The 17,405-nt window shown below is 62.3% G+C and carries 19 protein-coding genes; 7 read left to right on the forward strand and 12 right to left on the reverse strand.

All coding sequences use genetic code 11. The features are described 5' to 3' along the window. Positions 1-78: 78 nt before the first annotated feature. Complete coding sequence (locus AC1DMK_RS06745; RefSeq protein ID WP_477857863.1) at positions 79-942, reverse strand: haloalkane dehalogenase; 864 nt, start codon at positions 940-942, stop codon at positions 79-81. A 71-nt stretch (positions 943-1,013) separates the two neighbouring features. Here AC1DMK_RS06745 and AC1DMK_RS06750 point away from each other — a divergent pair, with 71 nt between their 5' ends. After that, entirely contained in the window at positions 1,014-1,475 is a 462-nt protein-coding gene (locus AC1DMK_RS06750; protein ID WP_477857865.1) for a MarR family winged helix-turn-helix transcriptional regulator, read from the forward strand. 95 nt (positions 1,476-1,570) lie between these two features. Here AC1DMK_RS06750 and trmD read toward each other — a convergent pair whose 3' ends face one another. The 5 genes from trmD to ffh all read right to left on the reverse strand — a co-directional run bounded on the left by trmD (position 1,571) and on the right by ffh (position 5,257). Next, positions 1,571-2,251, reverse strand: a complete 681-nt coding sequence (gene trmD / locus AC1DMK_RS06755) for a tRNA (guanosine(37)-N1)-methyltransferase TrmD (RefSeq protein WP_037059113.1) — start codon at positions 2,249-2,251, stop codon at positions 1,571-1,573. 8 nt (positions 2,252-2,259) lie between these two features. Then, positions 2,260-2,829, reverse strand: a complete 570-nt coding sequence (gene rimM / locus AC1DMK_RS06760; RefSeq protein WP_037059456.1) for a ribosome maturation factor RimM — start codon at positions 2,827-2,829, stop codon at positions 2,260-2,262. Positions 2,830-2,946: 117 nt separating this feature from the next. Continuing rightward, on the reverse strand, positions 2,947-3,315 hold the full coding sequence (rpsP, locus tag AC1DMK_RS06765; protein ID WP_037059114.1) for a 30S ribosomal protein S16: 369 nt from the start codon (positions 3,313-3,315) through the stop codon (positions 2,947-2,949). 48 nt (positions 3,316-3,363) lie between these two features. After that, on the reverse strand, positions 3,364-3,684 hold the full coding sequence (locus tag AC1DMK_RS06770; protein WP_477857868.1) for a chorismate mutase: 321 nt from the start codon (positions 3,682-3,684) through the stop codon (positions 3,364-3,366). Between the two features lie 16 nt (positions 3,685-3,700). Then, positions 3,701-5,257, reverse strand: coding sequence for a signal recognition particle protein (gene ffh / locus AC1DMK_RS06775; protein WP_477857870.1), 1,557 nt, complete (start codon positions 5,255-5,257; stop codon positions 3,701-3,703). 305 nt (positions 5,258-5,562) lie between these two features. On the opposite strand from ffh, the gene AC1DMK_RS06780 reads away from it, so the two are divergent. Next, positions 5,563-6,570: an MBL fold metallo-hydrolase gene (locus tag AC1DMK_RS06780; protein ID WP_477857871.1), complete on the forward strand. Its 1,008-nt coding sequence runs from the start codon at positions 5,563-5,565 to the stop codon at positions 6,568-6,570. Between the two features lie 14 nt (positions 6,571-6,584). Here AC1DMK_RS06780 and AC1DMK_RS06785 read toward each other — a convergent pair whose 3' ends face one another. After that, positions 6,585-8,543 (reverse strand): elongation factor G, encoded by a 1,959-nt coding sequence (locus AC1DMK_RS06785; RefSeq protein WP_037059124.1) that lies wholly within the window; start codon positions 8,541-8,543, stop codon positions 6,585-6,587. Positions 8,544-8,832: 289 nt separating this feature from the next. On the opposite strand from AC1DMK_RS06785, the gene dapF reads away from it, so the two are divergent. From dapF to AC1DMK_RS06810, 5 genes are all read left to right on the forward strand, one after another. After that, on the forward strand, positions 8,833-9,738 hold the full coding sequence (gene dapF / locus AC1DMK_RS06790; protein ID WP_477857874.1) for a diaminopimelate epimerase: 906 nt from the start codon (positions 8,833-8,835) through the stop codon (positions 9,736-9,738). After that, positions 9,735-11,009: a tRNA (N(6)-L-threonylcarbamoyladenosine(37)-C(2))-methylthiotransferase MtaB gene (gene mtaB / locus AC1DMK_RS06795; protein ID WP_037059128.1), complete on the forward strand. Its 1,275-nt coding sequence runs from the start codon at positions 9,735-9,737 to the stop codon at positions 11,007-11,009. Before dapF ends, mtaB begins: the two co-directional genes overlap by 4 nt. A 15-nt stretch (positions 11,010-11,024) precedes the next feature. Continuing rightward, a complete protein-coding gene (gene ftsY / locus AC1DMK_RS06800) occupies positions 11,025-12,692 on the forward strand; it encodes a signal recognition particle-docking protein FtsY (protein ID WP_477857876.1) in 1,668 nt (555 codons plus the stop codon). 66 nt (positions 12,693-12,758) lie between these two features. After that, positions 12,759-13,403, forward strand: a complete 645-nt coding sequence (locus AC1DMK_RS06805) for a septation protein A (protein ID WP_037059130.1) — start codon at positions 12,759-12,761, stop codon at positions 13,401-13,403. Then, positions 13,400-13,987 (forward strand): DUF2585 domain-containing protein, encoded by a 588-nt coding sequence (locus AC1DMK_RS06810; protein WP_477857878.1) that lies wholly within the window; start codon positions 13,400-13,402, stop codon positions 13,985-13,987. The genes AC1DMK_RS06805 and AC1DMK_RS06810 overlap by 4 nt, the downstream gene beginning before the upstream one ends. A gap of 29 nt (positions 13,988-14,016) precedes the next feature. Here AC1DMK_RS06810 and AC1DMK_RS06815 read toward each other — a convergent pair whose 3' ends face one another. From AC1DMK_RS06815 to ccmA, 5 genes are all read right to left on the reverse strand, one after another. Continuing rightward, positions 14,017-14,622, reverse strand: coding sequence for a DsbE family thiol:disulfide interchange protein (locus AC1DMK_RS06815; RefSeq protein ID WP_037059132.1), 606 nt, complete (start codon positions 14,620-14,622; stop codon positions 14,017-14,019). Beyond that, positions 14,619-14,786 carry a heme exporter protein CcmD gene (gene ccmD / locus AC1DMK_RS06820; protein WP_477857880.1) on the reverse strand — a complete coding sequence of 56 codons (168 nt, stop codon included), beginning with the start codon at positions 14,784-14,786 and terminating at the stop codon, positions 14,619-14,621. Before ccmD ends, AC1DMK_RS06815 begins: the two co-directional genes overlap by 4 nt. A gap of 2 nt (positions 14,787-14,788) precedes the next feature. Continuing rightward, positions 14,789-15,550 (reverse strand): heme ABC transporter permease, encoded by a 762-nt coding sequence (locus AC1DMK_RS06825; RefSeq protein WP_037059133.1) that lies wholly within the window; start codon positions 15,548-15,550, stop codon positions 14,789-14,791. A gap of 47 nt (positions 15,551-15,597) precedes the next feature. Beyond that, positions 15,598-16,257, reverse strand: a complete 660-nt coding sequence (gene ccmB, locus AC1DMK_RS06830) for a heme exporter protein CcmB (protein ID WP_037059134.1) — start codon at positions 16,255-16,257, stop codon at positions 15,598-15,600. Between the two features lie 271 nt (positions 16,258-16,528). Continuing rightward, entirely contained in the window at positions 16,529-17,179 is a 651-nt protein-coding gene (ccmA, locus tag AC1DMK_RS06835; protein ID WP_477857883.1) for a heme ABC exporter ATP-binding protein CcmA, read from the reverse strand. Positions 17,180-17,405: the final 226 nt, after the last annotated feature.

Below are 17,405 nucleotides of genomic sequence, written 5' to 3' on the forward strand. Positions count from 1 at the left end.
GAGACGTGGATTACCTGGTCGCAAAAATCGGTCGCATAGCGTCGACTTTTGCGGCCGACGTCTGCGACAAAACCGTGGCTAACGGAGCTGATGCCGATCAGCCCACGATCGAATAGCTTGCGCGATCGCCAATGGCTGATCTTCCGGGCAGACATGTGCGGCGGGCCCGCATCCCTCGATTTCGAGCGATGCCATGTTCTGGATTGCCCAGTCGATCAATCTTGGGCCGATCATGAGCGTACCCTCGTCACCATCGAAGGCAAGCAGCAGTTTGGGAACGGCAGGTGTGGAGGCCAGCCATTCGTCATAGGCTTCGATGCGCTTGATCGTGTCTGCCGGCGTGCCTTCAATCGGCATCTCTCGCGGCCAGGCAAGCAACGGTTTGCGGCTGTCCGCCGTCGGATAGGGCTGGCGGTAGACATCGTGATCCTCGGGGCTCAGTCCGGTGCGCACGGTCAGTTTCAATGCCTGTTCAATGAAGAAATTCTCGCCCAGCACTTTTGCCTCGCCGGTTCCCGGCGCGCGCAGCGTTTCGTAGCGGGCTCGGTGGGATGCCGGGAAATCCTCCCATGTCAGGGGCCGGAGGATCGTCTCCATCAGCACGATCCCTCGAATACGTCCGGGATGGCGGGCAGCCCAGTCCATCGCCAGCGCACCACCCCAATCGTGACCAACAAGAATAACGCCGTCCAGGTCGAGAGCGTCGAACCAGGCATCGAGGTAGCGGGCATGATCGGCAAACCGGTACGCAATAGCCGGTTTGCCGGAACCGCCCATGCCGATGAGATCCGGTGCCAGGGTGCGGGCGGGAGCGCCGATATTCGGCATGACGTTGCGCCAAACATATGAGGAGGCGGGGTTTCCGTGAATGAATACGAAAGGGACGCCGGCTCCGGCGTCGCGGTAGTGAATTTCGGAATCGAGAATGGATAAGGTCGGCATGACTTTATTCCCCGTGTACTTATATGGTAAGGTACCTGTCTATATACAAATTTAGACAGGTACCTGTCAATATGGCTGACACACCTTTTCCGGATTCTCCTTCCCTCGGTGTACTTTTGCGCCTCGCACACCAACAGTTCTCGTCAGGCGTCGATGAAGCTCTGGCGGAGGCCGGCTTTGATGACATACGTCCGCACCACGCGAGCGTTTTCACGTTCGTTTCCGACAAGGGCATGCAGGTATCGGAACTGGCTGAGAAGGCGCACGTGCGCAAACAGTCGATGGCGCAGACTGTCGAGGAACTTGAGACGCTTGGTTATGTAGCCCGGCTTGCCCATCCGACGGACAAACGCGCGCGCCTGGTGTTTCTTACCGAACGCGGAAAGAAAATCCGCCCGCTGGCGATGAAGTCCGGCAAGCGTATCGAGGAGGAATGGCTCCAGCTTGTCGGTGTGAATGATCTCAAGACAGTGCGTTCGGCACTTGAGAAAATACTCGCCGGCCTTGCGGTGGAAAGCAAAGCCGAAAAATAGCAATTTGCATTTTCGGCTCTATCACAGGGCTGCTGCCCGATTGAAGCAACGGTCTTGCGACTGGCTGGGGCTTCGGCCGGGCATTCTCTTCCTGCTTACCTGTCCAGCAGGTCCGGCCGCCGCTCTCTGGTCAGTTGCACGGCCTGTTCACGCCGCCACTTGTCGATGGCGCCGTGGTTGCCGGAGGTCAGTATCGGCGGGATGTCGCGGCCTTCCCATTCCTGCGGGCGCGTATAGTGCGGATGCTCCAGCAGACCACCTTCGAAGCTCTCGTGGAGACCCGACAGATCGTTGCCCATGACGCCTGGCAGGATGCGGACGATGGCGTCGAGCATGGTCAGGGCGGCCGGCTCGCCACCAGACAGCACGTAGTCGCCGATCGAGACCTCCTCCAGTTCGCGGGCGTCGATGACGCGCTGGTCGACGCCTTCGAACCGGCCGCAAACAATGATTACGCCGTCACCAGAGGCAAGCTCGCGCACGCGCTCCTGCGTCAGCGGCTTGCCGCGTGGGCTCATCAGCAGGCGGGGACGGGTGTCGTTGTCGGATACGGTGTCGATGGCGCGGGCCAGGACGTCTGGCTTCAGCACCATGCCGGCCCCGCCGCCAGCGGGCGTATCATCGACGGTGCGGTGTTTGTCGGTGGCGAAATCGCGGATCTGCACGGCGTCCAGCGACCATTGGCCACGCTCCATTGCCTTGCCGGCCAGCGAGACACCGAGATGGCCCGGAAACATCTCCGGGTAGAGTGTCAGCACGGTCGCCCGGAAAGCCATGGGCTGCCTCACTTTTTCTTTTTCGGCTTGTCCGGCGCAAAGCTCGGCTCTTCGTCCGGATCCTCGACGAGGCCGGCTGCCAGCGGATCGATTGTGATCCTGCCGCTTTCGAGATCGATCTCCAGCACAGACGCTTCGGAGAACGGGATCAACACCGGGCGCTTGCCGGGACCTTTGAGTTCGAGAAGGTCGCCTGCGCCGAAATCGAAGACGCCGGTCACCGTGCCATAGCTGACGCCCTGGTCGTCCAGCGCTTCCAGCCCCTCGAGGTCGGCATAGAAGAACTCGTCCTCCTCCAGCTCCTCGTCCGGCAGGTTGTCGCGCTCGACGTAGAGCTCCAGCCCGTTCAGGGCTTCGGCTGCATTGCGGTCGTTGATGCCGCGGAAGCGAACGACGACGACGTTCTTCGCCTCGCGGATTTCGAGGACCTCGAAACTGCGGCCGTCGAGGCTGTGCAGATGGCCGTAGTCGCCAAGGGCGGTCGGGTCGGCGGTATAGGCCTTGGCGCGCACTTCGCCGCGAAGGCCTTGCGCGCCGCCGATTGTTGCCATCAGCACCGGGTTTTCAAGCTTTGTCATGGCGTCCTTCATGTGAAGCCGGAAATCTGGATTTCTCATAAACGATGTGGGACGGAATGGAAACGAAAACGGGCGGCATGTCGCCATGCCACCCGTTCAATCAGGGAAGATCCCGAATTATTCTGCGGAAGCAGCAGCTTCGGCAGCGTCAGCGATCTTCTGAGCCTTTTCAGCGGCACGCTCCTGAGCGCGCTTGCCTGGCTTTGCCTTTTCCGGGTTATTCTTGGCATCGCGCTTTGCAAGGCCAGCTTCGTTGAGGAAGCGCAGAACGCGGTCAGTCGGCTGTGCGCCCTGTTCGATCCAATGCTTGATGCGGTCGCCGTCGAGCTTGACGCGCGCGTCGTTGTCCTTGGCGAGCATCGGGTTCCAGGAACCGAGGTTTTCCAGGAAACGGCCGTCGCGCGGCGAACGGGCGTCGGCGAGAACGATGTGGTAGTACGGGCGCTTCTTGGAGCCACCGCGGGCGAGACGAATTTTCAGTGCCATTTTCTTTACTCCTTGGATGTGTCTGAACCGCCGATTAAGCGGTGTAGGTTACTTTGCGACGGCGCCGTTCTCGGCGTGATCCGCTGCGATCTGCTCATGATGCCGGATGACTTCCTTGATGACGAAGTTCAGGAACTTCTCGGCGAAATCCGGGTCCAGATTGGCATCCTTCGCCAGGTGGCGGAGGCGTTCGATCTGGTATTCCTCGCGCGCCGGATCGGCCGGCGGCAATTTGTACCTGGCCTTGAGGACGCCGACCTCTTTGGTGCAGCGGAACCGTTCGGCCAGGATATGGACGAGTGCCGCATCGATGTTGTCGATCGACTGGCGGTAGCTCGCAAGCTGGGCTTTGATTTCAGGATCAGTCATCGTTTACGCGACCCCTTCACTTCTTCTTGGGCAAACCGGGAAGGCCCGGGAAACCACCACCGAGGCCTGGCAGCCTGGCGCCGCCGAGACCGGGCAAACCAGTCGGCATGCCGCCGCCCGGCTTTGCGAGACCGGCAGCCTCAGACTGCTTGTGGAGCGCTTCGAGCTGCTTGGGGTCCATGTTGGAGAGATCAGGCATGCCGCCCATACCGCCCCCAAGGCCCATCTTGCCGGCAAGACCGCCCATCATCTGCTTCATCATGCCGCCTTTGCCCTTGCCACCCATCATCTTCATCATGTCCGCCATCTGGCGATGCATCTTCAGAAGCTTGTTGATGTCGGAGGCGTCGGTTCCGGAGCCGGCGGCGATGCGCTTCTTGCGGGAGTGCTTGAGCATGTCGGGATTGGCGCGTTCGGCCTTGGTCATCGAGCCGATAATGGCGATCTGGCGGCCGAACAGGCTATCATTGAGGCCGGCGGAGGCCATCTTGTCCTTCATGCCCGACATGCCGGGCATCATGCTCATGATGCCGCCCATGCCACCCATCTTCTGCATCTGGCGCAGTTGGTCGGCGAGGTCGTTGAGGTCGAACTTGCCCTTGGCCATCTTGGCGGCCATGGCCGCCGCCTTTTCGGCGTCGATGTTTTCGGCGGCGCGCTCGACCAGCGAAACGATGTCGCCCATGCCGAGGATACGGTCGGCGATACGGCGGGGATGGAATTCTTCCAGCTCGCCCATCCGTTCGCCGACGCCGATCAGCTTGATCGGCTTGCCGGTGACGGCGCGCATCGAAAGGGCCGCGCCGCCGCGGCCGTCGCCGTCCATGCGGGTCAGTACCAGGCCTGTGATGCCGACACGTTCGTCGAAGCTGCGGGCGAGATTGACGGCGTCCTGACCGGTCAGCGAGTCCGCGACCAGCAGGATTTCATGCGGGTTCGACTTCTTCTTGATGTCGGCCATCTCGGCCATCAAGGGCTCGTCGATATGCGTGCGGCCGGCGGTGTCGAGGATGACGACGTCATGGCCGCCGAGCTTGGCGGCCTGCACGGCGCGGGCGGCAATATCGGTCGGGGACTGGCCTGATATCACGGGCAGGGTGTCGATGCTGGCCTGAGCGCCGAGCTGGCGAAGCTGCTCCTGCGCTGCCGGACGGCGCGTGTCGAGCGATGCCATCAGCACCTTCTTCTTATCGCGCGTGGTCAGGCGGTGGGCGATCTTGGCCGTCGTCGTCGTCTTGCCGGAGCCCTGCAGACCGACCATCATGATCACGACGGGGGCGGCGGCGTGCAGATCGACACCGACGCCTTCGCCGCCGAGCATCTCGATCAGCTCGTCATGGACGATCTTGACGACCATCTGGCCCGGTTTGATCGATTTCAGGATCTCGGCGCCGACGGCCTTTTCTCGCACACGGTCGGTGAAGCCACGGACGACGTCGAGCGCGACGTCGGCTTCCAGCAAGGCACGGCGAACCTCGCGCAGCGCTGCAGAAACATCGGTTTCCGAAAGCGCGCCACGGCCTGTCAGTCCATTCAGAATGGATCCAAGACGGTCCTGGAGGTTTTCAAACATCGGCTCTTCCTTACAGTTTCCGGTATGGCGGAAACCTCGTGCTTTTCCTTGACGAAAACAAGACGCATAGCCAAAAAGCACCCGAGGGCGCATCGCGCTGTCGGGTGTGGACCTCCGGGATCGCTTTATACCTTTTAGGGTCCCGGTCGGTGGCTCGAGTCTTGAAGCTCGTCGCAGATTGAGCGGCGGTAAACAGGAAATCGGGCTGAGAGTCAAGGCAAGGCAGCCGAATTACCGCATTGCGACCTTTCAAAACCGGTCGACGCAACCCAAGTTCAGTTCCCGTCCATCGAGGCCGCCGCCCTATGCCACGCGCTAAACCGAAAAACCGCTACTATCAGGGCCCGGTCTCAGACCACTTCGACGGCACCCATTTCTTCAATCCAGGCGGCGTCGAGCCGCTGGGTTTTCGCGATCTCCTGAAATGGCAGTTTGCAGGCGGCCGCAATCGCTGGCCCAAGCAGGTTGCGAGCCCGTTTGCGCCAGCAAGGCCGCAGGCTCGCATTTCCGGCGACGGCTTGCGCGTCACCATGGTCGGGCATGCCTCGATGCTTATCCAGGTGGGCGGCCTCAATATACTGACCGATCCCTTATGGTCGGAGCGCGCCAGCCCCTTTCGTCTGGCCGGTCCAAAGCGCGTTGTCCCGCCCGGCATCCGTTTCGAAGATCTGCCGCCGATCGATCTCGTCCTGGTTTCACACAATCACTACGATCATCTCGATGTCGCGACGCTCAAGCGGCTTCAGGCGAAGCACCGTCCGCATATCATCACGCCGCTTGGCAACGACACGATCATTCGTCTCGCCTTGCCCGAAGCACGGATCAGTGTGACGGATTGGGGCGAGCGTATCACTATTTCGCAGGGCATCACGATCGATGCGGAGCCTGCCCATCACTGGTCGGCGCGCGGCACCGGGGATCGCCGCATGGCCCTTTGGGCAGCCTTCGTCATTTCGACGCCGGCGGGCAAGGTCTACCATATCGGTGACACAGGCTTTCACGGGGGTGCAAACTACAAGGCTGCCCGTGAGAAACATGGCGGTTTCCGCCTCGCGATCCTGCCGTTCGGCGCCTACGAGCCGCGCTGGTTTATGCAGGGCCAACACCAGAACCCAGAAGAAGCGGTGGCCGGGATGCAGTTGAGCAACGCCGCCTACGTGGCGGGACATCACTTCGCAACATTCCAGCTGACCGACGAAGCGATCGACGCACCGGTTACAGCGCTTGACGCGGCGCTCCGCCAGCAGGGGTTTGCGCCAGGGCGATTCAGGCCGCTGAGGGCGGGCGAGGTGTTCGATGTGCCCGTGGCGTGAAATGTCGCCTGTCGTCAACTCGGGTGTGTTCCGGCACCGTGCGCGTTGATGATCGCCTCGGCCTCCTTGCCGTAGAGTTCCTCGAAATGGTCGAAGGTCTTGGAGAAGTATCCGATCCCTTGCGTGGCCGAGCGCAACGCCCGCGCCAATTCCTCGAGTGTCCCGCCGGGTACGAGCGCGCGGAAGATATCCCATCCCTTGGCGCTCTCATCGCGATCGAAACCGAGCACTTGCCCCCTCAATGAGGACACGATTGCCACCACGCCGCCGGAAAAGACCGACGGTATGTGGATTTCGACCCGTGCCACCGGTTGCATCAGAACGGCCGCCGCCTGTGACAAAGCCTGCTTGACGCCCATCTTGCCTGCGGCCCGAAAGGCGAACTCGGAACTGTCGACGGAATGGTATTGGCCGTCGGTGAGTGTCACCTCGACGTCGATCACCTGAAAGCCGAGAGGGCCTTTCTCCATGGCTTCGCGTGCTCCCGCCTCCACTGCAGGTATGTAATTTCGGGGAACCGTGCCGCCCTTCACCGTCTCTCCGAAGGTAAAGCCCTGGCCGCGCTCGTTGGGGCGCACACTCAGCTGGACGTCCGCGAACTGTCCGGCGCCGCCGGTCTGCTTGCGATGGCGGTAATGGATGCTCGAGGGTTTCGATATGGTTTCACGATAGACCGGGTTTGGCGACCGATCTGTTACCTCGACCCGGAAGACATCCGACAATGTCTTGCGAAGATCACGAAGATGCACGGGCCCTTGAGCACAGATCAGCTGCGCGCCCGTTCCCTCCTCCTGCATCACCTTCAGGCCGCGGTCGGTTTCGGCAAGCTTTGCGAGCGTTGCCGAAAGCTTGGTTTCGTCGCGTTCGCTGCCGGGCACGAGGATGCGTTCGAGCATCGGTGTCGGCGGCTCGGTCCATTCTGGCGGTTCTGCTGCAGCCGTCGCGGTCAGCAGGGCCGGTACCGGCAGGTGGTCCGATTTGATGGCGCCGAAGACCTGGCCGGCCGGAATATTGCCCGCCAGCGGGCGCCCGGTGCCGGCTTCCTGGATAGCGCCGAGCCCGGCGCCGCCGAGTGCGGCACCCTGCTTCAACCCGTCGCCAAGCGCGCGCACCAGCACTGTCTTGCCGATGTTGGCGCGGTGGTGCGCGTGAAAGCTGACGGCGAGCAATGCGCTTCCATCGAGACTTCCGGCAACGGCAAGGCGGCCGCGAAGAGCCGCAACCGGCGGTGCCTCGTGACGCAGTGCCTTCATCAGACGCTTGATCCCGTTGCTGTGAGAGGCCGCGCCAAAGAGCACCGGAATGATCCTGTTTTCCTTCAGCGTGCGCGAGGCGATGGCAAACAGCGCGTCGCTTGCGGGCTCACGATCTTCGATGAGCTCTTCCAGCAGCCAATCGTCGAATTCGGAAAGCTGTTCCAGCAATTCGGCGCGTGCTTCGTGCTCGCGCTCCGCTGAGCTGGCGGGAAGTTCGACGAGTGCGGACGGCTGACCCTCGCGGTAGCGCCAGGCGCGCTCCGAAATCAGGTCGCAGCTGCCGACAATCGTGTCTCCCTCGCGGATCGGCACCTGCCTGAGGACGAGCGGGTGACTTGAATAGGCCTGCAGCGAGGCGATGACATCGCGAAGACGCCCCTGCGGCTCGTCGATCCGATTGACGAACAGGATGCAAGGTGTTCCCGACGCTTCGACGGCCCGCAGATAAGGCGCGGCCAAGACGGCCTCGTCAGGGGCGGGCGAGACGCAGAGGATACAGGCGTCGCTTGCCAGGAGCGCATCCTGGGCAAGCGCCAGGGATTCGTTCGTGCCTGGCGTATCCAGCGCGCACCATGTTTCGCCTGCGAAGTCGAATTCCGTGAGGCTCGATCCATACGGAGAGATAGCCTTTCGCGGGGTGCCTTCCAGCGCGGTCAGCTTTGCCACCAGTGTCGACTTTCCCGTCTGCGAAGGTCCAAGTACCGTGAAGCAGCGCATCGGCAATCCTCCCATAGCCAAAAGCACGCGTCCAAAAACAAAGAATGCCTGCAACTGAAGCAAAGCGCTAGATAGTTGCGATCATTCTTAAATACAGGGGCGATGGTCGAGCCCGCGAGACTTTCATGCTGTGCCGTGGGAGTTCCGTGACGAGCGGCTATCTGCGGGACCGGAACGCCCGGCAGAACGCATAAAGTCAGAAGCTCATCCGTCGAGCCATTCCTGCACCCACTGGTAATTCTCGCGCATTTCCGCCATATACAGCCCAAACAGACATGGACATGAGATGATGAGCAGAACGGTCGAATTCGCGAAGATGAACGGGCTTGGAAACAAGATCCTGGTCGTCGACATGCGTGGTCGCACCGACAAGGTGACGCCTCAGGCCGCGATTGCTCTGAACGCTGCTGCCGAGACGCAGTTCGACCAGATCATGGCGATCCATGATCCGAAGGCTGCGGGCACCGATGCCTGGATCGATATCCTGAATTCGGATGGCACAAAGGCGCAGGCCTGCGGCAATGGCACGCGCTGCGTGGTGCAGGCGCTGGCGGCGGAGACCGGCAGACGCGTTTTCACCTTCCAGACCGTCGCCGGCATTCTCAATGCCGTTGAGCTCGAGGATGGGACGATCTCGGTCGATATGGGCAAGCCGGTGTTCGACTGGGACAAGATCCCGCTTGCCGAAGAATTCCACGATACCAGCCGCATCGAGCTGCAGATCGGGCCGATCGACAATCCCGTGCTGCATTCGCCCTCCGTCGCCTCGATGGGCAATCCGCATGCGATCTTCTGGGTCGATCGCGATGTGATGTCGTTTGATCTGGCCCGCTTCGGGCCGCTTCTCGAAAACCATCCGATGTTTCCCGAGCGCGCCAATATCACGCTCGCCGAGGTGACCTCGCCGACATCGATCACGACGCGCACGTGGGAACGCGGCGCCGGGCTGACGCTTGCCTGCGGGTCCGCTGCCTGTGCGGCGGCGGTCTCGGCGGCGCGGACCGGGCGCACCGGTCGCAAGGTGTCGATCAAGGTGGCCAGCAGCCCGCACGGTGGGTCGCTCACCATCGACTGGCGCCAAAGCGATGATCATGTCGTCATGACCGGCCCTGCCGAATGGGAATGGTCCGGCATCGTCGATCCGTCAACGGGGCTCTGGTCGCGCGCCGAGGCGCAGGGGGCGGAAGCGCGGTGAGTGGCGTCGAGGTCATCACATTCGGCTGTCGTCTCAACACCTACGAATCCGAAGTGATGCGGGCCGAGGCCGAAAAGGCCGGGCTTAACAATGCCATTCTGGTCAACACCTGCGCCGTCACGGGCGAGGCCGTGCGCCAGGCCCGCCAGGCGATCCGCCGGGCGCGGCGCGACAACCCCCATGCGCGCATCATCGTCACCGGCTGTGCCGCACAGACCGAGAAAGAGACCTTTGCCGAGATGGCCGAGGTCGATGCCGTGCTCGGCAACGAGGAGAAGCTGAAGAGCACCTCCTATCGCGCGCTGCCGGATTTCGGCGTTTGCGCCGAGGAGAAGCTGCGGGTCAACGACATCATGAGCGTTCGCCAGACGGCACCGCAGATGGTCAAGCACATCGACGGGCATGTGCGCGCCTTTATCCAGGTGCAGAACGGTTGCGATCATCGCTGTACCTTCTGCATCATTCCCTACGGACGCGGCAATTCGCGTTCCGTGCCGATGGGCGCGGTCGTCGATCAGGCGCGCCGGCTGGTCGAGAGCGGCTATTGCGAAATCGTGCTGACCGGCGTCGATGCGACCAGCTACGGCGCCGACCTGCCGGGTGAGCCGACGCTCGGGCTGCTTGCCAAGACACTGCTGAAGCAGATCCCCGATATCAGACGCCTGCGCCTGTCCTCGATCGACAGCATCGAGGCGGACAGGCATCTTTTCGACCTCATCGCCGACGAGGCGCGCTTCATGCCGCATCTCCACCTGTCGCTGCAACATGGCGACGACATGATCTTGAAGCGGATGAAGCGCCGGCATTCCAGCGCCGATGCCGTTGCCTTCGTCAATGAGGTCAGACGGTTGCGCCCGCAGATCAGTATCGGCGCGGACATGATCGCGGGCTTTCCGACCGAGACGGAGGAGATGTTCGGCAATGCCGTGCGGCTTGCCGAAGAGGCCGGCATCGCGCACCTGCACGTTTTCCCCTACAGCCCGCGGCCGGGAACACCTGCTGCCCGCATGCCGCAGCTCGACCGGGCGCTGGTCAAAGAGCGGGCCGCAAGATTGCGGACCACTGGACATCGGCTGTATCAGTCCCATCTCGACGGCATGGTCGGAACGCGGCAATGGCTGCTGGTGGAAAACAACGGTCTGGCGCATACGGAAAACTTCACGCTTGTCGCAGCGCCGGGCCTTAGCCCCCGCGCGCTGGTGCCGGTGACGATCACCGGCCACAACGGCAAACATCTCGACATGCAATTGACGGCCGCCGACGCGGCCTGAGTTTACGGAATCCCCATGGCGTTCAGTTTCATCAAAAAGGTCTTCACCTTCGGCCCCGACAAACCGGCAGAGGAGAAGGCACCTGACACGGCCGAGACGAGAGCGCTCGAGGTCGAGCTGGAGCCGCAGTCGCGGGTCGAGGACCTGCCGGTCTCGGCCGATCCGGTGCTGCCGGAAGAGATGGATACGGCCGGTGGGCCGGCCGGCGATATCGGTGACGATGGGCCGCTACGAGCGGCGGAGGCTGCCGCGGTCGCGGAACCTGGGCCGGAGGTGCGGGCAGAGGACGTTTCCGAGGTTCTGCCTGGCGAGATCGTGACGGGAGATATGGGGCTTGTGCCGCTGTCGCTGCCGGAGGCAGAGGCTGCGGCGGACACGATCGAGACTGCGGATGCCCCCGCTGGCCTGCCGGTCATCCCCGCAGGTGAGGGGACGGACGGACAGCCCGACTTCAGCCAATCAGCTGAGATCGTCGAGGATACAACGGAGCTGGGTGACATTTCCCGTTCCTTCGACCGATCCGGTCCAGACGTATCCCAAAGTGATGGGGGCGTTGCCGTGGAAGACGGCGCCACCCGTCTCCCCCCACCTGTGGAGGGGATGCCCGACAGGGTCGGGGGGGAGTTTGTACCCTTGGACCTGCCCGATGCAACGAAAGATCAGCACCGGGGCGAGACTGCGGAGCCTCAGCCCGAACCCATTCTCCCCAAGGGCTTCGCCACAGGCCCCGCCGTTTCCGAGACCGTCGCCATCGTCCCGCCGGCAAAGCTCTCCTGGTTCCAGCGGCTGCGTGCCGGCCTTGCCCGCACCTCGTCGCAGCTCACCGGCCAGATTTCGGCACTCTTCACCAAGCGCAAGCTGGATGACGAGACGCTGCAGGATCTGGAGGATCTACTGATCCAGGCCGATCTCGGTGTCGAAACGGCCATGCGCGTCACCGATACGCTCGCCTCCGAACGCTACGGCAAGGATGTGACCGGCGAGGACGTCAGCCGCATCATGGCGAGCGAGATCGCCAAGGTGCTCAAACCCGTTGCAAAGCCGCTGCAGCTCGATCTCAGCCACAAGCCGCATGTGATCCTTGTCGTCGGCGTCAACGGTACCGGCAAGACGACGACCATCGGCAAGCTTTCGGCCAAGCTTTCGGGCGCCGGCCTCAAGGTCATGATCGCTGCGGGCGATACCTTCCGTGCCGCCGCCATCGAGCAGCTCAAGATCTGGGCCGACCGCACCAAGTCGGAATTCATCGGCACCAAGCTCGGCGCCGATGCGGCCGGCCTTGCCTATGACGCCTTCGAGCAGGCGAAGGCGAAGAAATGCGACGTTCTGATCATCGACACCGCCGGACGCCTGCAGAACAAGGCGGAGCTGATGGCCGAGCTTGAAAAGATCGTGCGCGTGCTCGGAAAGCTCGACCCGGATGCGCCGCATACGGTGCTGCAGACGCTCGATGCCACGACCGGACAGAACGCGCTGAACCAGGTCGAGATCTTCCGCAACGTTGCCGGCGTCAACGGCCTGATCATGACCAAGCTCGATGGCACAGCGCGCGGCGGCATCCTTGTCGCCATCTCTGCCAAGCACAAGCTGCCGGTCTATTTTATCGGCGTCGGCGAGGGCGTCGACGACCTGGAGCCGTTCGAGGCTGAGGATTTCGCCCATGCCATTGCCGGTCTCAATTAATGATGACACAGATATGCCGCCAAGCGCGGGCAAGCGTGACGCGACGAAGAACGGACGAGAGATAGAATGACAACCGAGAGCGATACCACCCCAAGTGAGGCCGACCGGCACCATCCGATGCTGAAGCTGGCGCTGGAACTCGGCCCATTGATGATCTTCTTCTTCGCCAATCTGCGCGGTCCCTGGCTGGTCGAGAAGTTTCCGGCGCTGACAGCACTTGGCGGGCCGCTGTTCGTCGCAACCGCGCTGTTCATGGCGGCGACGATCATTTCTCTGCTGGTGTCGAAGGTCGTGCTCGGCCATTTGCCGATCATGCCCTTCGTTTCCGGTATCGTCGTGCTGATCTTCGGATCACTGTCGATCTATCTGCAGAACGAAACATTCATCAAGATGAAGCCGACGATCGTCAATGCGCTGTTCGGCGTCGCCCTGCTCGGTGGCCTTGCCTTCGGCAAGTCGCTGCTCGGCTATGTCTTCAACGCGGCCTTCCAGCTCGATGCCGAGGGCTGGCGCAAGCTCACCGTCCGCTGGGGCATCTTCTTCCTCTTCCTTGCGGTGCTCAACGAAGTCGTGTGGCGCAATTTCTCCGATGACTTCTGGGTGGCTTTCAAGGTCTGGGGGACAATGCCGGTGACCATCATCTTCACGCTTGCGCAGATGCCGCTGATCATGAAGCATACGGTAACGCCTGCAGGAGAGACCGAGAATTGACGACGCTGGAGACGGCACAGAGAACGAAGCATCAGACGTTCTGGTTCGCCGCGTGCCTGGCGGTTCTGCTGGTCCAGATCTTTGCCGAATACATGATGGGGCGAACCCCGATCTGCACGTGCGGCTATGTCAAGCTGTGGGAAGGTACGGTCAATTCCAGCGGGAATTCGCAGCACCTGTCCGATTGGTACACGCCGTCGCACATCATCCACGGGTTCATTTTCTATGGCCTCGCGCACCTTCTCCTGCGCGGCAAACCGATCGCCATGCGATTGCTGTTGGCGCTGGTCATCGAATCCGGCTGGGAACTGCTGGAAAATTCGCCGCTGATCATCGATCGTTACCGCACGGCGACGATATCGCTCGACTACTACGGGGACAGCATCCTCAATTCGGCGATGGACACGGTGTTCATGGTCCTCGGCTTCTTCTTCGCCTCGCGGGCGCCTGTTGCGCTCACGGTGGCGATCGCCATCTTCTTCGAGATCTTCACCGGCTACATGATCCGCGATAATCTGACGCTGAACGTGCTGATGCTGATCTGGCCGCTGGAGGCCGTCAAGACCTGGCAGGGTGGGGTCTGAGCAGTTCTCGGCGTGGGATTGAAAACCCCTTAAGAAACAGGCTTGCCCAGCGCCTTCTGCATCGCCGGAAACAGGCCTTCTCTAAGGCTGATGTCATCAAACGGCCCGACGCGCTTGTAGAGGATGGTTCCGTCCGGGCCGAGCAGATAGCTTTCCGGAATGCCGTAGACACCCCAGTCGATCGCCGCCTGACCATTGGGATCGACGCCGATCGCAGCATAGGGGTTGCCGAGTTCGCCGAGGAAGCGCAGCGCGTTGTCGTTCTTGTCCTTGTAGTTGATGGCAACGATGTTGAGGCGGCTGTCCTTGGCCAGTTCCTTCAGGATCGGATGCTCCTCGCGGCAGGGAATGCACCACGAGGCGAAGACGTTGACCAGCGTCAGCTTGCCCTTCACGACGCTGTCCGTCAGCGCAGGCAGGTTGGCACCCGCGAGCGGGGCGAGGTTCAGCGACGGCGCCTTGGTGCCGATCAGGGCGGAGGGAATTTCCGAGATATCCTTGCCGTGGACCTGCTGATCGTAGAGCATCTTCGCAGCCGTGGCGGCGATCCCCCCGAAGACGACGAGCGGGATCAAGGCGAAGACGTAGCGCCCGAGGCCGCGCTTGGCCCTGTTGGTTTCCGGTGCCGCGCTCATTGACCTTCCTTTGCGCTTGACGAGCGGCGGCGGATGCCGGAGGCCTCAAGCGTCGCCATATCCTTCCGGCGGGCTCGACCGTCGGCCCATGTCCGGAGCGTCACCGCGACGGTGACGAGGGCGGCGAAGGCGTAGGAACTGTAGACATAGAAAGCGTGTGTCACGGTCATCCCTCGCGGCTTGCGAGACGTGCTGCCATACGGCGCTGGGCGGCGATGCGGCGGCGCCAGATCTCGTTGCGCATGGCCATGACGTGCAGCGTGAAGAAGAGGGCGGTGAAGGCGATCGCCATTACCAGCAGCGGGCGCAGGAATTCGGGATCGATCGCCGGCCCGTCGAGGCGCAGGACGCTGGCGGACTGGTGCAGCGTATTCCACCATTCGACCGAGAACTTGATGATCGGAATGTTGACAAAACCGACGAGGATCAGCACCGCGCTGAGGCGGGCTGCCTTCGACGGGTCGTCCATGGCGCGGTTCAGCGCAATCAGGCCGAGATACATCAGGAAGAGAATGAAGACGGAGGTGAGCCGTGCGTCCCAGACCCACCAGGTGCCCCACATCGGCTTGCCCCAGAGCGAGCCGGTCACCAGTGCGATCAGGGTGAAGGCGGCGCCGAGCGGCGCGGCCGCCTTGGCGGACACATCAGCCAGGGGGTGGCGCCAGACCAGCGTGCCGATCGCCGAGACGCTCATGATCGTGTAGCCCATCATCGCAAGCCAGGCGGCGGGCACATGGATGTACATGATGCGGACCGTTTCGCCCTGCTGATAGTCGCCCTCGGTCGTGAAGCTGAGATACAGCCCCACGACGAAACAGAGGGTCGTGAAGCCGGCCATCCAGGGAATGGCGCGCGCGGCCAGCGCCAGAAACTGCGTCGGGTTGGCGAGGTCGCTGAATTTGCTGATGGCTAGGCTCGTTTCGCTCATGTCATTTCCTTACCGCGATCTGTCACTTGCCGCAATCGAGCGCTCCATCAATCCGATGTGTTGCGCAGCGCCAATGCTGCCGCCGCGGGTCCGAGCACGGCGAAGAACAGTGTCAGCGCGATCAAGATCAGGAATGGCGGGAGAAAAGGCGTTGCTCCTTCKACCGCGGCATAGGTGGCACTGACGCCGAAGATCAGTACCGGGATCGCCAGCGGCAGGACGAGGATCGAGACCAGCAGACCGCCGCGCGGAAGAGCAACCGCGACAGCCGCGCCGACGGCACCGATGAAGGTGATGGCGGGTGAGCCGACCAGCAGCGTCAGCATGGTTGCGCCGATCGCCGTTTCGCTCATGTTCATGAAGAGGCCGAGCAGCGGCGAGGCGATGACGAGAGGCAGGCTGGTGGCAATCCAGTGTGCCAGACATTTGACGAGCACGGTGATGACCAGGGGCGTTTCCTGCATCAGCATCAAATCGAGCGATCCATCGTCGCGCTCGGCCTGGAAAAGGCGATCGAGGCCGAGGAGGGCGGCCAGCAGCGCACCGATCCAGACGATGGCGGGGCCGATGCGGGAAAGCAGCTTGAGATCCGGCCCGACGCCGAAGGGAATAACGGCGACGACGGTGAGGAAGAACAGCACGCCGATGAGGGCACCTCCGCCGGCGCGGATGGAAAGCTTGAGGTCACGCAGGAGAAGTGCGGTCATGGGCGGGGTGCTGGCTCCTGGGTGATGACGGGGTGCTTGTCGGACATGTTGCCGGTTATGGCTGAAAACCCCTCCCCTATGGCTGCGACAAAAGACCCATCGCCAACCCCTCCGCGCAAATGGGAGGGGCCAAGTTGGGGCCCTTTCTGGCACAGAAACGTGATCGCTGCGGGTGTCGAGAGGTCTCGATCGTGCAGAGCTGCTCCGGCACGCAAGCTCCTCCCCCTGGTGGGGAGGGGTCGGGGAGGGGACGTTGGTGCAGGCACATTCGTCATCCCCACACCCCGTGATCGACGCCGGCAAAACCGGTCATGTGCAGTTCGCGCGCATTCTCCAGCCCCAGGGGCTGATGGGTCGCGGCGAGCACGATGCCGCCTTGCTTGCGATGTGCCTCGATGAGATCGGCAAACAGCCGATCGGCGCTTGTGTCCAGCGCCGCCGTCGGTTCGTCCAGAATCCAGACCGGGCGGTAGGCGACGAGCAGCTTGGCAAAGGCGAATCGGCGTTGCTGGCCGGCGGAGAGGTAGCCGAACGGCAGATGGGTGATACCGGCGAGGCCTACCGCGCCGGCGGCGTCCTCGATGGACAGTTGGGGAAGAGTGCCGTTGCCGACGCCAAGGAAGTCGCGCCAGAACGTCAGATTTTCGTCGACCGTCAGCTCGTTTTTCATCGCATTGCGGTGGCCGAGATAGTGGCTGACTTCGCCGACATTGTCGTCCGCACGACCCTGCGAATCAGTGAATGTCACCGAGCCTCTTTCCTGGCGCAACAGACCGGCCAGGACTCGTAGTAAAGTTGACTTCCCTGATCCATTTTTCCCTGTCAGAACCAGCGCTTCGCCCGATTCCAGGCGAAAGGACATGCCCTCGAAAATCAGGTCTTCGCCCCGGCGTGCAGCGAGATTGGCGGCGTCGAGATGCATGGCATATCCGTCGTTTAAGTTTTCAGTCATCGCAACGCAAAAAATGTCCGAAATGGGCTACGCCCTCTCTGGCACCTTTCATAGAAACTATCTATAAGACCCGCAACCACGCCAGCGGTCGGCGTGAATATCATCCTTGCGCCGAACATGGAGCATTTGTTCCACGGGCGGACAGCGGAAATGGCCGTACCCGCATCCTGATGTGCATTAAGTGCATAGGCGTCCG

It is taken from the genome of Rhizobium sp. 05L419 (genome assembly GCF_056397845.1).

Coding starts and splice junctions, on each gene's coding strand:
- AC1DMK_RS06815 (WP_037059132.1), bottom strand. CDS start 14,622: ATGAGCGCGGCACCGGAAACCAACAGGGCCAAGCGCGGCCTCGGGCGC.
- trmD (WP_037059113.1), bottom strand. CDS start 2,251: ATGGCTTTCCGGGCGACCGTGCTGACACTCTACCCGGAGATGTTTCCG.
- AC1DMK_RS06770 (WP_477857868.1), bottom strand. CDS start 3,684: ATGACTGATCCTGAAATCAAAGCCCAGCTTGCGAGCTACCGCCAGTCG.
- AC1DMK_RS06750 (WP_477857865.1), top strand. CDS start 1,014: ATGGCTGACACACCTTTTCCGGATTCTCCTTCCCTCGGTGTACTTTTG.
- rpsP (WP_037059114.1), bottom strand. CDS start 3,315: ATGGCACTGAAAATTCGTCTCGCCCGCGGTGGCTCCAAGAAGCGCCCG.
- AC1DMK_RS06780 (WP_477857871.1), top strand. CDS start 5,563: ATGCCACGCGCTAAACCGAAAAACCGCTACTATCAGGGCCCGGTCTCA.
- dapF (WP_477857874.1), top strand. CDS start 8,833: ATGAGCAGAACGGTCGAATTCGCGAAGATGAACGGGCTTGGAAACAAG.
- ftsY (WP_477857876.1), top strand. CDS start 11,025: ATGGCGTTCAGTTTCATCAAAAAGGTCTTCACCTTCGGCCCCGACAAA.
- AC1DMK_RS06785 (WP_037059124.1), bottom strand. CDS start 8,543: ATGCGCTGCTTCACGGTACTTGGACCTTCGCAGACGGGAAAGTCGACA.
- AC1DMK_RS06745 (WP_477857863.1), bottom strand. CDS start 942: ATGCCGACCTTATCCATTCTCGATTCCGAAATTCACTACCGCGACGCC.
- rimM (WP_037059456.1), bottom strand. CDS start 2,829: ATGACAAAGCTTGAAAACCCGGTGCTGATGGCAACAATCGGCGGCGCG.
- ffh (WP_477857870.1), bottom strand. CDS start 5,257: ATGTTTGAAAACCTCCAGGACCGTCTTGGATCCATTCTGAATGGACTG.
- ccmA (WP_477857883.1), bottom strand. CDS start 17,179: ATGCATCTCGACGCCGCCAATCTCGCTGCACGCCGGGGCGAAGACCTG.
- AC1DMK_RS06805 (WP_037059130.1), top strand. CDS start 12,759: ATGACAACCGAGAGCGATACCACCCCAAGTGAGGCCGACCGGCACCAT.
- AC1DMK_RS06825 (WP_037059133.1), bottom strand. CDS start 15,550: ATGAGCGAAACGAGCCTAGCCATCAGCAAATTCAGCGACCTCGCCAAC.